The organism is Bradyrhizobium sp. SZCCHNRI2009 (assembly GCF_032485115.1).
Taxonomy (GTDB): Bacteria; Pseudomonadota; Alphaproteobacteria; order Rhizobiales; family Xanthobacteraceae; genus Bradyrhizobium.
In genome coordinates this window covers 136,931-149,496 of the sequence record NZ_JAUEUH010000012.1, presented here as the reverse complement: position 1 = coordinate 149,496, position 12,566 = coordinate 136,931, and the positions used below count along the sequence as shown (strand labels likewise).

Below are 12,566 nucleotides of genomic sequence, written 5' to 3'. Positions count from 1 at the left end.
CATGACGAGCGCCACCACCAGCGCCCCCTCGACCCTCGCGGCCACCGGGGGAGCTGTAACCGGAGTCGCGACCAAGGTCGTTCAGCCGGCCTGGGTGCGCGTCATGCATTGGATCAACGCCGTCGCGATGATCATGATGATCATGTCGGGCTGGCAGATCTACAATGCCTCGCCGCTGTTCGACTTCCGCTTCGACCGCAGCTTCACGCTCGGCGGCTGGCTCGGCGGCGCGCTGCTGTGGCACTTCGCGGCAATGTGGCTGCTGATGCTGAACGGCCTTGCCTATCTCGTCACCGGTCTCGCCACCGGCCGGTTCCGCCGCAAGCTGCTGCCGATCTCGCCGGCGTCCGTCGTCGCCGACCTCAAGGCCGCGCTGACCTTCAAGCTCGCCCATGACGACCTCACCGTCTACAACGCGGTGCAGAAGCTGCTCTATCTCGGCATCATCTGCGTCGGCATCGTCGTCGTGCTCACGGGCCTGTCGATGTGGAAGCCGGTGCAGCTGCACTGGCTGGTGAGCCTGTTCGGCGACTATCCGGCGGCGCGCTACGTCCATTTCGTCTGCATGGCGCTGATCTGCGCCTTCCTGGTGATCCACATCCTGCTCGCGCTGCTGGTGCCGAAGAGCCTGCGCGCGATGATCATCGGCCGCTGAGAGGAGAGACAACCATGGCGAAACGTCCGTTCCTCATTCCCGGCGTCGACAAACGGCTCCTGATCAAGGACTCGCTGAAGGTGATGCCCGATCTCACGCGGCGCCGCTTCATCACCGGCGGCGCCAGCCTCGGCGCGCTGACCTTGCTCGCCGGTTGCGACGTCGTCGACGGCGACACCGCCGAGGAGCTGCTCAAGAAGGTCTCGAAGTTCAACGACGCGGTGCAGGCCTGGATGTTCAATCCGGATGCGCTGGCGCCGACCTTCCCGGAGAGCGCGATCACCAAGCCGTTCCCGTTCAATGCCTACTACACGCTCGACGAGGCGCCGGAGATCGACGCCGCCGACTGGAAGCTCGAGGTGCGCGGCCTCGTCGACAACAAGAAGTCGTGGACGCTGGATGAGCTGCACGCGCTGCCCCAGGTGACGCAGATCACGCGCCACATCTGCGTCGAGGGCTGGAGCGCGATCGGCTCCTGGACCGGCACGCCGCTGCGCGACTTCCTCAAGCTGATCGGCGCGGACACGCGTGCGAAATATGTCTGGTTCAACTGCGCCGACAAGGACGGCTACAACTCGCCTTTGGACATGCGTACCGCGCTGCATCCGCAGACCCAGATGACCTTCAAGTTCGCCGACCAGATCCTGCCGCGCGCCTACGGCTACCCGATGAAGATCCGCGTGCCCACCAAGCTCGGCTTCAAGAACCCCAAATACGTCGTCGCGATGGAAGTCACCAACGACTACAAGGGCGGCTACTGGGAGGACCAGGGGTACAATTCGTTCAGCGGGAGTTGATCTCCCGCCAATCGAGCCCGGATAGCGGCCGCAATATCCGCTGTCGTCCCTGCGAACGCAGGGACCCATAACCACCGGCCGTGATGAGGCAGGCAACTACCAGCAGATCCCTCGATAGCGTCCGCGGTAGGGGTCCCTGCGTTCGCAGGGACGACACCGTCGATCAGGCTCGATCGGCGCGCTTCAACTTCCCCTGCAGCGCCGCCATTGCCGCGCCCAACAGCAACAGCGCCGCCGACACATTCAGCGCATAGGTCAGGCTTCCCATTGCATCCGTGATCGCGCCGACCGCGAACGGACCCAGCGTCTGGCCGATGCCGAACGAGATGGTCAGCGCCGCGATCGCGCGCGGCCAAGCGGCTTGCGGCAGGTTGAAGCGCACGAAGGCCGTCGTCGCGGTCGTCACCGTCGAGAACGCGATGCCGAACACTGCGGCCGACAAGGTCAGCATGACGGGCGAATGGCTGAGCGAGGGCAGGGCGGCGCCGATCGCGTTGATGGTGAGGATGAGGGCGGTGGGCCAGCCGCCGCGATCGAGCGCCAGCACGCGCCGCCACACCCAGGGCGTGGTGAAGCCGGCGAGGCCAATGAGGCACCAGAAGCCGGATTGCGCCGCGGCGCCGCCGCCGAGGTCGCGGACATAGGCGATCATGAAGGTGAGATAGGCGATGTAGCCCGCGCCGTAGAGGAAGTAGCCGAACAGATAGATCGCCATCGGCCGCAGCGAGACGCGGTCCGCGCGCGTCTCCGGCATGGCGGCGTTCGCTGGAAGCCGCATCAGCAGCAGCGGCACGATCAGCATTGCGCCGGCGCCTGCGAGCACCGCCCACACGATCCACCATGAGCCGGGCCCGAACGCCTGCAGCACGAACGGCGCGATCAGGCCTGAGATGACGATGCCGAGCGGCGGCCCGGCATAGAACAGGCTCAGCACGAAGCTCGCCTGCGCCGGCCGCGCCAAGGCGACCCGCGCCGCCACCGCGCCGCCGGCCACCAGCGCCACGCCGGCGCCGATGCCGGTCACGAGCCGCGCCAGGCTGAGCGCAATGAAGTCGCCCGTCATGGCGCAGACGACGAGAGAGACCAAAGCCGCCAGCGTGCCGCCGCGCACCGCGGTCAGCCCGCCGAACCGCCGGGCCGTCTGCGCGGCGATCAACGCCCCGATCAGATAGCCGGCGGCATTGACCGTGTTCATGAAGCCGGCCGCCGAATACGACCAGTGCAGCGTGTCGCGCATGTCCGGCAGCACCAGCGCATAGGCGAAGCGGCCGATGCCGAGACCGATGATGGGACCGAGCGACAGCGTGAGGTTGGTCAGCGCCGGGTGGGCCGGCGGCGGATCGGAACGGGAGATCGGCAAGACATGCTCCGGCGTGGCGCATATCCGGCAAATCATGCTGCTCGGCCGCCAGTTTCGAGCACAGTACAGCCTTGCCCGGCGCGACAGAAGGCGGGCGGCGGCAATGGTGGCTTGCCAACCGCGCAGGAGCGCTTTAGCACTCCGCCGATTTTGCAACTCTCGTCATTGCCGGGCTGCTGTCCCCGACCCATCGGGGCGAGCCGGCAATCCAACCAAAAGATGACGGATGTCCGGGCTCAGGCCCCGGCATGACAAGCCCCGTGAGGACAACGACCATGGCGACCCAGAAGCTCCTTTTGCTGCCCGGCGACGGCATCGGCCCCGAAGTGATGGCCGAGGTGAAGCGGCTGATCGGCTGGCTCAACGCCAAGGGGCTGGCCTCGTTCGAGACCGAGGAGGGTCTGGTCGGCGGCGCCGCCTATGACGCCCATGGCGTCTCGATCTCGGAAGCCGACATGGACAAGGCCAAGGCTGCGGATGCGATCATCTTCGGCGCCGTCGGCGGTCCGAAATGGGACGGCGTTCCCTATGAGGTCCGCCCCGAGGCGGGCCTGCTGCGCCTGCGCAAGGATCTCGGCCTGTTCGCCAATCTGCGTCCGGCCGTGTGCTATCCGGCGCTCGCCGATGCCTCCAGCCTCAAGCGCGAGATCGTCGAGGGCCTCGACATCATGATCGTGCGCGAGCTCACCGGCGGCGTGTATTTCGGCGAGCCCAAGACCATCACCGATCTCGGCAACGGCCAGAAGCGGGCCGTCGATACCCAGGTCTACGACACCTATGAGATCGAGCGCATCGCCCGCGTCGCCTTCGACCTCGCGCGCAAGCGCCGCAACAAGGTGACGTCGATGGAGAAGCGCAACGTCATGAAGTCGGGCGTGCTCTGGAACGAGGTCGTCACCGCGGTCCACAATCGCGAATACAAGGACGTCACGCTCGAGCACCAGCTCGCCGATTCCGGCGGCATGAATCTGGTCAAGTATCCGAAGATGTTCGACGTCATCGTCACCGACAATCTGTTCGGCGACATGCTCTCGGACATCGCGGCGATGCTGACGGGATCGCTCGGCATGCTGCCGTCGGCTTCGCTCGGCGAGGTCGACGCCAAGACCCACAAGCGCCGCGCGCTGTACGAGCCGGTGCACGGCTCGGCGCCGGACATTGCCGGCAAGGGTCTCGCCAACCCGATCGCGATGCTGACGTCGTTCGGCATGGCGCTGCGCTACTCCTTCGACATGGGCGCGCTCGCCGACAAGCTCGACGCCGCCATCGCCGCCGTGCTCGGCTCGGGCCTGCGCACCGCCGACATCAAGGCCGAAGGCTCGACCCCGGCCTCGACCGCGCAGATGGGCGAGGCGATCATCAAGGAGCTGGAGAAGCTCACGGCGTAGTCGGAGCCGAGGTTCCGCCGCGCCGAAGGGGCACTCCCCTCCCCGCAAGGGGGAGGGGGGGCTCACCGTCGTTGTCGAGATAGCGCAAATTCAACGCACGACGTGTTCGATCGCGCCACCGGGCGCGTCGTCGCTATTCCGCGGTCGCGTCCTGCAGGCGCATCGCAAGGCCTGTCGATTTTACCTATAGACTTTCATCCCCGGATGAATAGCCTGACCCCAACGCCGCGCCATTGAATGGACGCGGGCTCGCACGCGTTCGACATGATGCGTGCGAGGGCCGGGGAGGATGAATGTGATCGCGCTTGCGATGCGATATGTCGCTCGCCGTGCATGGTGTCGTCGCCAATGTCGCGACCACCGCCCCGTGGCGATTGTACGCAACCTCCCTCACCACAAACGCTGACGCATGACTGCGCCGCTCATCTCCGTTCACGGGCTGTGCAAGAGCTTCCCCGGCGTCCGGGCGCTGCACAATGTCAGGTTCGAGCTGCGCGCCGGCGAGGTCCATGCCGTGATGGGCGAGAACGGCGCCGGCAAGTCGACCCTGATGAAGATCCTCGCCGGCGTCTACCGCAAGGACTCCGGCGAGATCATCTACGACGGCGCCAGCGTCGATTTTCCAGGACCGCGCGAGGCGCAGGCCGCCGGCATCGGCATCATTCATCAGGAGCTGCAACTGATGAACCACCTCACGGTGGCGCAGAACATCTTCATCGGGCGCGAGCCGATGAAGGCGTTCGGGCTGCTGCTCGATGAGGACAGGCTCAACCGGCAGGCGGCCGAGCTGCTTGCCCAGCTCAATCTGTCGATCGACCCGCGCACGACAGTCGGCGGGCTGACGGTGGCCAGGCAGCAGATGGTGGAGATCGCCAAGGCGCTGTCCTTCAACTCGCGCGTCCTGATCATGGACGAGCCGACCGCCGCGCTGAACGATCGCGAGATCGCCGAGCTGTTCAAGATGATCCGCGCCTTGAAGGCACGCGGCGTCGGCATCGTCTACATCTCCCACAAGATGGACGAGCTGAAGCAGATCGCCGATCGCGTCACCGTGCTGCGCGACGGCGAGTATGTCGCGACGGTGCCGGCCGAGACCACCACGATCGAGACCATCATCGGCATGATGGTGGGCCGCACCTTGGGCGACGCGCGCGTCGCGGGCACGCAGCCCGCCGGCGCGATCGCGCTGGAGGTGCGCGGGCTCAACTGCGGGCCGCTGGTCCGCGACGTCAGCTTCACCCTGCGCAAGGGCGAGATCCTCGGCTTTGCCGGCCTGATGGGGGCCGGCCGCACCGAGGTCGCGCGCGCGATCTTCGGCGCCGACGCCGTTCCGTCCGGCGATATTCTCGTCGACAATCGCAAGGTGACGATCCGCTCGCCGGCGCATGCGGTCGCCCACGGCATCGGCTATCTCTCCGAGGACCGCAAGCGCTTCGGCCTCGCCACCGGCATGGACGTCGAGTCCAACGTCGTGATGTCGAACCTCGCGAACTACCTTGCAATGAAGTTCATGCTCAGGAAGCGCGCGATCCGCGACACCGCCGGCCGCTTCATCCGGATGCTGAACATCCGCACGCCTTCGGCGTCGCAGCAGGTTCGCCTGCTTTCCGGCGGCAACCAGCAGAAGATCGTGATCGCCAAATGGCTCGATCGCGATTGCGACATCCTGTTCTTCGACGAGCCGACCCGCGGCATCGACATCGGCGCCAAGAACGAGATCTACCGCCTGCTGCGCGCGCTGGCCGACCAGGGCAAGGCGATCGTGATGATTTCCTCGGAGCTTCCCGAGGTGATCAGGATGAGCGATCGCATCGTCGTGATGTGCGAGGGCCGCATCACCGGCGAATTGTCGCCGGACGAGGCCACGCAGGAGCGGATCATGCAGCTGGCCACCCAGCGCGAAACCATGAAGGCAGGCTGACGGCATGAGCGACCCCGCATTGGTCAATGATCAGGTCAAGGATGGCCTCGCGCCGAGTGGCGCGATGGCGGCGCTGCGGCGCCGTCTGCTCGGGCCCGCAGCGCTGCAGAAGCTGCTGGCGTTCGCGAGCCTCGTGCTGCTGCTGGTCTATTTCAGCTTCGCGTCGCCGGCGTTCATGCAGACCGACAACATGATCAACATCCTGCAGGCGACCGCGGTCAACGGCGTGCTGGCGATCGCCTCGACCTTCGTGATCATCACCGCCGGCATCGATCTGTCGGTCGGCACGCTGATGACCTTCTGCGCGGTGATGGCCGGCGTGTTCCTCACCTATTGGGAGCTGCCGATGTGGACCGGCATCGTCGCGGCGATCGTGACCGGCGCGCTCAGCGGCGCGCTGTCGGGCACGGTCATCACCAAGATGAAGGTGCCGCCGTTCATCGCGACGCTCGGCATGATGCTGGTGCTGAAGGGGCTGGCCCTGGTCGTCTCCGGCAGCAAGCCGATCTATTTCACCAACACCGAGAACTTCTCGATGATCTCGCAGGACTCGCTGCTCGGCACGCTCGTGCCGGCGCTGCCGATTCCCAATGCAGCCCTGATCCTGTTCGTGATGGCGGTGCTGGCCTCCGTCGTTCTCAACCGCACCGCGCTCGGCCGCTACACCTTCGCGATCGGCAGCAACGAGGAGGCGGTGCGGCTCTCCGGCGTCAATGTCGACCGCTGGAAGATCATCATCTACGGCCTCGGCGGCGCCATCTGCGGAGTCGCGGGACTGCTGATCGCGTCGCGCATCAACTCCGCCCAGCCGGCGCTCGGCCAGGGCTATGAGCTCGATGCGATCGCTGCCGTCGTGATCGGCGGCACGTCGCTGAGCGGCGGCACCGGCACCATTCTCGGCACCATCATCGGGGCCTTCATCATGAGCGTTCTGACCAACGGCTTGCGCATCCTCTCGGTGGCCCAGGAATGGCAATTCGTCGTCACCGGGGTCATCATCATTCTCGCTGTTTACGCCGACATGCTCCGTCGAAACCGCGCCTGACCCTTCAAGGAGGACCAGCGACCAGCACCGCTCCGACGTCGCGCCGAAGACTGCGCTGCCCGCCGACAGCGAGCGGCGACGACCACGATCATCACTGTAACGACAAGGTCACTGAAGAGAGCAGAGGAAACACCAATGTTGAGCAAGCATCTCCTCGGCGTCGCGCTCGGCGCCCTCATGGTCGCGGGAGTGTCCGCGAGCGCGCGTGCCGATGATGTCTACATCCCCCTCGTCTCCAAGGGCTTCCAGCACCAGTTCTGGCAGGCGGTGAAGCTCGGCGCCGAGCAGGCCGCGAAGGCCGCCAACGTCAAGATCACCTTCGAAGGGCCGGAAACCGAGGCCATGGTCGACAAGCAGATCGACATGCTCTCCGCGGCGCTCGCCAAGAAGCCGCAGGCGATCGGCTTCGCCGCGCTCGATTCCAAGGCCGCCATTCCGCTCCTGAAGAAGGCGCAAGCCGCCAAGATCCCGGTGATCGCCTTCGACTCCGGCGTCGACAGCGACATTCCGCTGACCACCTGCACCACCGACAACCTCGCCGCGGCGGGCCTCGCCGCTGACAAGATGGCCGACATGATCGGCGATGCCGGCGACGTCGCCGTCGTCGTGCACGACCAGACCAGCCGCACCGGCATCGACCGTCGCGACGGCTTCCTCAAGCGCATCAAGGACAAGCATCCGAACATCAAGATCGTCAGCGTGCAGTATGGCGGCGGCGATCAGCTCAAATCGACCGAGATCACCAAGTCGATCCTGCAGGCCAATCCGAATCTCAAGGGCATCTTCGGCGCCAATGAGGGCTCGGCGATCGGCGTGCTCAACGGCGTCAAGGAGATGAAGAAGAAGATCGTCGTGATCGGCTACGATTCCGGCAAGCAGCAGAAGGCCGCGATCATGTCGGGCGAGATGGCCGGCGCCATCACCCAGAACCCGATCGGCATCGGCAGTTGCACCGTGGAGTCAGCGGTCAAGGCGTTGAAGGGCGAGAAGCTGCCGAAGGTCACCGACACCGGCTTCTACTGGTACGACAAGTCCAACATCACCGACGCGAAGATCGCGGCTGTGCTGTACGATTGAGACCGGTGCGAGGTCGGGCCGGGCGATCGCATATGATGATCTGAGTTTGCGGCGGTCCATCTCCGCGTCGTCATGGCCGGGCTCGTCCCGGCCATCCACGTCGCGAGGCATCCTGGGAAGGACGTGGATGCCTGGGACAAGCCCGGGCATGACGGAGTAGCCAACTCGCACGCTTGCTTGTCGCGACTGCTCGTCGGGCAAATCAGATCAGCTCTCGGGTGCGATCGATGGCGATTGACGGAGGTTGCCGCTCGTCCCGTGGCTCTATTCCCTTCGCGGCGAAGAACTTATTTCGCCCGCGATTTCAATCTCCTCCGCTTGATCAGTCGGCCTCCGCCAAAAATTCCACTTTCGTTTTTCCAGAATCCATGGTCTTCTCCCTCCATCCCGCTTCGCTTGCGAGGGACGTTTCGCGATCGTCAGGAGGCGTGAGGCGGGAATGCGGTGGCCGCGAGGGCTCGCAGCATGTCCTAGGGGCATGCGGACGAACGAGACTCTTGCGGACGTGAAGCTGCGTGGTCCTGGCGCCCCGATGCTGGCGCCAAGTCGGAAGGGCGATGATCCCGACGACGACGGTGGCTAACAGGCCGGACACCGGGGAGAGCGTAGAGTAAGCGTGAAAACCATCGCGCAGGGAAGGCCGGGTCGATTCGGCTGTACCTGTGGTTCCTGCCCCGTGCATTTTTTCCGCACGGGGGCCACGGGCCTCAGCCGAGGCCCGGCCTTCCCTGCGCCCTCTGCAAGGAGAGGGCGATCAGACGAGCAAAGACTCGGACGCGAAAGCGGGTGCGAGGATGACCAGTCGTGCCGAAAATTCCGGTGTCGTCCCGGCGAACGCTGGGACCCAGACTCCCCGACAGGGGTGTGAGGCACGCTGGAGCGATGAGACCGGGGGGTCATGCCGGCCGGTGGTTATGGATCCGGCGTTCGCCGGGATGACACTGAGGGGTGGAGCAGGCTGGCCTCCATCGGCGTGTAGCGATGTGTCAGCCATGTCTCCGAACGGTCGTCTCACACGTTCGAAATCGAGCAGTGACCAGCTCATGATCGATGACGACGCGATGGAATGTCAGCGCGGCAAAACAACAAAAAGCCGGGCGGGGCCCGGCCTTGATGATCTGACGATGCGGCCGCCCTCAGTAGGGGATCGGAATCCGGGTCGGATAGCCACCGAGATCGGACGGCGCCATCAGCGGCTGACGGTCGATCGGGCGGTTCAGGTTCTCGCGGGCGAACGACGGATAGCCGACGGCCGGCGGGAACGCGTAATCCGAGAACTTGCGGTCGCCCGGCAGCACCTCGGTGCCGCCGTCGAGGAACGAGCGGCGGGTGATGTAGATGCGGGTGCGCGGGCCGGACTGGTAGGAATAGTTCGGATTGCCGTTGCTATAGGTGGTCGTCACGCGGCGCTTGGTGGTGGCGGCATCCGCCGAGGTGGCGGCAAGAGACGTGACGGCAAGGCCCGTCGCGGCGATCACCGCCAAGGCCATGACCCGGGTCGCAGCAGGAAATTCGATCATCACGTCCTCTTCCTCGCGCCAAAAGGGGCGGGCGCTCGCCATGCGCATGATTTGGCCCGCACAATATCTGGGTCGGCTGTGGCATCACAAGGTCATTCCCGCGGCCGCACCGAAGATAAATTCCCGCTGTGGCGGGAAAGTTGCATCAAAATCCGTCACTTGGCTGCCGATGTGGACGCCCGAATTGGGCGCGGTCACGCCCAGCAACATCCGGACGCAGGCAGACATTCACAAGGCGCCGCGCAGCCTCGGATTGGCGGTCGACGTCACCCAATCGGCGCTGCCGCTGGCGATGGCGGGTTCGTCGCAGCCGCCGCGCCGCTGATCGGACCCCATGAACAGCTGGCTCAGGGCCCGGTGCTGGTCGGGCGCCAGCAGGGTCAGCCGGTTGAGCATGCACCCGACCATGGCGCGGCGCATCGGCATCGTCACGCCCTGGCACGACCAGCCGGAGATCCGCAAGCTCGGCTCGGCGATGGTCTTGAGAAAGCCGAGGCAGGCTCCGGCGCCCTCGGGAGCCCCGGCCCGGCGAACCAGACTGACGGGGCCGAACCGGCTGTCGATCACGCCGGCGGTCTCGAGCTCGGAGGCGGAGTTGCGCCCCATCCGGACCGCGAGATCGGCCCGGGGATCATGCCTTGCATCGCGCTCCGATCCGAACCGGTAGACCTCGAGCTCGGCAGCGGGGCGATCGGCGGGTTCGCCCCAGCGCAACACGTCCTTGCGGCCGCCTTCCGGGTGGATGAGCACGGTGTAGGTGGCGGTCCTGTCGGGCTGGTCGGTGAGACGAAGCGAGAACGCCGGCACTGCGGCGTCGGCCAAGGTCCAGCCGGCGCGGCCGGGCAAAGCGTCGCCGTCGTTGAGATGATTCCAGCCGGCGACCCCGAGCATGGCGATCAGCGCCAGAGCCCCCACATAGGCGAACAGGCGCGCAAAGGTGCCGCAGACCTCGTCCGCGAAGCTCTTGAGCCCTTGCAGGACGGACCCGGATCGGGGCGCTGCGGCTGTTCTGGCCGAATTGGACTGCATCGAATGCGAGACGTCGTGGTAACGTTGTGTCAGGGACGTTTCTCGCATAGAAGCGCTGCCGCTTCGGTTTCCGCTGACACGCGCGGCCGGCCATATTTCTTCGGAGAGTGAACGATGGGTTACAAAGTCGCAGTGGTCGGCGCGACCGGCAATGTCGGGCGGGAAATGCTCAATATTCTCGACGAGCGGCAATTCCCGGCGGACGAGGTCGTGGCGCTGGCCTCACGCCGCAGCGTCGGCGTCGAGGTGTCCTATGGCGACCGCACGCTGAAGGTCAAAGCGCTCGAGCACTACGATTTTGCCGATGTCGACATCTGCCTGATGTCGGCCGGCGGTTCGGTGTCGAAGGAGTGGTCGCCCAAGATCGGCGCCGCCGGCGCTGTCGTGATCGACAACTCGTCGGCTTGGCGCATGGATCCCGACGTGCCGCTGATCGTGCCGGAGGTGAATGCCGACGCCGCCGCCGGCTTCAACAAGAAGAACATCATCGCCAATCCGAACTGCTCGACCGCCCAGCTCGTCGTCGCGCTGAAGCCGCTGCACGACAAGGCCAAGATCAAGCGCGTCGTGGTGTCGACCTATCAGTCGGTGTCCGGCGCCGGCAAGGATGCGATGGACGAATTGTTCTCGCAGACCAAGGCCGTCTACACCAACGACGAGCTGGTCAATAAGAAGTTCCCCAAGCGCATCGCCTTCAACGTCATTCCGCAGATCGACGTCTTCATGGAAGACGGCTTCACCAAGGAAGAGTGGAAGATGATGATGGAGACCAAGAAGATCCTGGATCCGAAGATCAAGCTGACCGCGACCTGCGTGCGCGTGCCGGTGTTCGTCGGTCACTCCGAAGCCGTCAATGTCGAGTTCGAGAATCCGATCACGGCGGACGAGGCCCGCAACATCCTGCGCAATGCGCCGGGCTGCCTCGTCATCGACAAGCACGAGCCGGGCGGCTACGTGACGCCCTACGAGGCGGCCGGCGAGGACGCGACCTATATCAGCCGCATCCGCGAGGACGGCACGGTCGAGAACGGCCTCGCCTTCTGGTGCGTGTCCGACAATCTGCGCAAGGGCGCGGCGCTGAACGCGATCCAGATCGCGGAGGTCCTGATCAACCGCAAGCTGATCACGGCCAAGAAGAAGGCGGCCTGAGCGGAGACGTCGTCAGGGTGAGGCGCGGAACGCAATGAGCGAGAAGACGACGCCGGACGCCGCCAGGCACGCGCCGGGTCCGCTCGAGCGCGGGCTCGAAGGCTTCCTGTTCAAGAGCCGCTGGCTGATGGCGCCGTTCTATGTCGGCCTCGTCGTCAGCCTCGTCGTCCTGCTGTTCAAGTTCGTGCTGCTGCTGTGGGAGAACATCGTCCACCTGCCGACCGCCAGGGAGAGCGACATCATCCTCGGCGTGCTCAGCCTGATCGACGTCTGCCTGACCGGCAACCTGGTGCTGATCGTGGTGTTCTCCGGCTATGAGAACTTCGTCTCGCGCATCGATCCCGGCGGCCATCCCGACTGGCCGGAATGGATGACCAAGGTCGATTTCGCCGGACTGAAGCAGAAGCTGCTCGCCTCGATCGTCGCGATCTCGGCGATCCAGCTCTTGAAGGCGTTCATGAATCTCGACGCCGGCTACGACTCGACCAAGCTCGCCTGGCTGGTCGGCGTGCACATGACCTTCGTGGTGTCGACCCTGATGTTGGCGCTGTCGGACCGCTGGTCGGGTGACCATTGATGGGCGGCGAATAGCGAGGCGCGAATGGCGAATAGGGCAGGTGAACTA

The 12,566-nt window shown here is 65.4% G+C and carries 11 protein-coding genes; 8 read left to right on the top strand and 3 right to left on the bottom strand.

Translation table 11 applies throughout. The features are described 5' to 3' along the window. Position 1 precedes the first annotated feature (1 nt). Together QX041_RS31690 and QX041_RS31685 are read left to right on the top strand one after the other, a co-directional pair. Positions 2 to 655: a cytochrome b/b6 domain-containing protein gene (locus QX041_RS31690; protein WP_315750598.1), complete on the top strand. Its 654-nt coding sequence runs from the start codon at positions 2 to 4 to the stop codon at positions 653 to 655. A gap of 14 nt (positions 656 to 669) precedes the next feature. Beyond that, positions 670 to 1,452 carry a molybdopterin-dependent oxidoreductase gene (locus QX041_RS31685; protein ID WP_316167794.1) on the top strand — a complete coding sequence of 261 codons (783 nt, stop codon included), beginning with the start codon at positions 670 to 672 and terminating at the stop codon, positions 1,450 to 1,452. 163 nt (positions 1,453 to 1,615) lie between these two features. Here QX041_RS31685 and QX041_RS31680 read toward each other — a convergent pair whose 3' ends face one another. Further along, positions 1,616 to 2,812, bottom strand: coding sequence for a YbfB/YjiJ family MFS transporter (locus tag QX041_RS31680; RefSeq protein WP_316167793.1), 1,197 nt, complete (start codon positions 2,810 to 2,812; stop codon positions 1,616 to 1,618). A 275-nt stretch (positions 2,813 to 3,087) separates the two neighbouring features. Here QX041_RS31680 and leuB point away from each other — a divergent pair, with 275 nt between their 5' ends. The 4 genes from leuB (at position 3,088) to QX041_RS31660 (ending at position 8,243) form a co-directional block, all read left to right on the top strand. After that, complete coding sequence (gene leuB / locus QX041_RS31675) at positions 3,088 to 4,200, top strand: 3-isopropylmalate dehydrogenase (protein WP_316167791.1); 1,113 nt, start codon at positions 3,088 to 3,090, stop codon at positions 4,198 to 4,200. 409 nt (positions 4,201 to 4,609) lie between these two features. Then, the gene (locus QX041_RS31670) at positions 4,610 to 6,121 is read left to right on the top strand and encodes a sugar ABC transporter ATP-binding protein (RefSeq protein WP_316167789.1); all 1,512 of its coding nucleotides are present in this window, start codon (positions 4,610 to 4,612) and stop codon (positions 6,119 to 6,121) included. Between the two features lie 4 nt (positions 6,122 to 6,125). Continuing rightward, a complete protein-coding gene (locus QX041_RS31665; RefSeq protein WP_316167787.1) occupies positions 6,126 to 7,166 on the top strand; it encodes an ABC transporter permease in 1,041 nt (346 codons plus the stop codon). A gap of 135 nt (positions 7,167 to 7,301) precedes the next feature. Then, positions 7,302 to 8,243, top strand: coding sequence for an ABC transporter substrate-binding protein (locus tag QX041_RS31660; RefSeq protein ID WP_315715882.1), 942 nt, complete (start codon positions 7,302 to 7,304; stop codon positions 8,241 to 8,243). A gap of 1,136 nt (positions 8,244 to 9,379) precedes the next feature. Here QX041_RS31660 and QX041_RS31655 read toward each other — a convergent pair. Then, complete coding sequence (locus QX041_RS31655) at positions 9,380 to 9,763, bottom strand: hypothetical protein (RefSeq protein ID WP_316167786.1); 384 nt, start codon at positions 9,761 to 9,763, stop codon at positions 9,380 to 9,382. Between the two features lie 228 nt (positions 9,764 to 9,991). Then, complete coding sequence (locus QX041_RS31650) at positions 9,992 to 10,792, bottom strand: hypothetical protein (RefSeq protein ID WP_316167784.1); 801 nt, start codon at positions 10,790 to 10,792, stop codon at positions 9,992 to 9,994. 114 nt (positions 10,793 to 10,906) lie between these two features. Here QX041_RS31650 and QX041_RS31645 point away from each other — a divergent pair, with 114 nt between their 5' ends. Continuing rightward, positions 10,907 to 11,941 (top strand): aspartate-semialdehyde dehydrogenase, encoded by a 1,035-nt coding sequence (locus tag QX041_RS31645; RefSeq protein WP_315715885.1) that lies wholly within the window; start codon positions 10,907 to 10,909, stop codon positions 11,939 to 11,941. A gap of 34 nt (positions 11,942 to 11,975) precedes the next feature. Beyond that, positions 11,976 to 12,518 (top strand): TIGR00645 family protein, encoded by a 543-nt coding sequence (locus QX041_RS31640; protein ID WP_316167783.1) that lies wholly within the window; start codon positions 11,976 to 11,978, stop codon positions 12,516 to 12,518. The last annotated feature ends 48 nt before the right edge of the window (positions 12,519 to 12,566 follow it).

Bases quoted from the DNA above. Each gene is read 5' to 3' on its own strand.
- QX041_RS31690 (WP_315750598.1), top strand. From the start codon at position 2: ATGACGAGCGCCACCACCAGCGCCCCCTCGACCCTCGCGGCCACCGGG.
- QX041_RS31660 (WP_315715882.1), top strand. From the start codon at position 7,302: ATGTTGAGCAAGCATCTCCTCGGCGTCGCGCTCGGCGCCCTCATGGTC.
- leuB (WP_316167791.1), top strand. From the start codon at position 3,088: ATGGCGACCCAGAAGCTCCTTTTGCTGCCCGGCGACGGCATCGGCCCC.
- QX041_RS31645 (WP_315715885.1), top strand. From the start codon at position 10,907: ATGGGTTACAAAGTCGCAGTGGTCGGCGCGACCGGCAATGTCGGGCGG.
- QX041_RS31670 (WP_316167789.1), top strand. From the start codon at position 4,610: ATGACTGCGCCGCTCATCTCCGTTCACGGGCTGTGCAAGAGCTTCCCC.
- QX041_RS31650 (WP_316167784.1), bottom strand. From the start codon at position 10,792: ATGCAGTCCAATTCGGCCAGAACAGCCGCAGCGCCCCGATCCGGGTCC.
- QX041_RS31685 (WP_316167794.1), top strand. From the start codon at position 670: ATGGCGAAACGTCCGTTCCTCATTCCCGGCGTCGACAAACGGCTCCTG.
- QX041_RS31640 (WP_316167783.1), top strand. From the start codon at position 11,976: ATGAGCGAGAAGACGACGCCGGACGCCGCCAGGCACGCGCCGGGTCCG.
- QX041_RS31665 (WP_316167787.1), top strand. From the start codon at position 6,126: ATGAGCGACCCCGCATTGGTCAATGATCAGGTCAAGGATGGCCTCGCG.
- QX041_RS31655 (WP_316167786.1), bottom strand. From the start codon at position 9,763: ATGATCGAATTTCCTGCTGCGACCCGGGTCATGGCCTTGGCGGTGATC.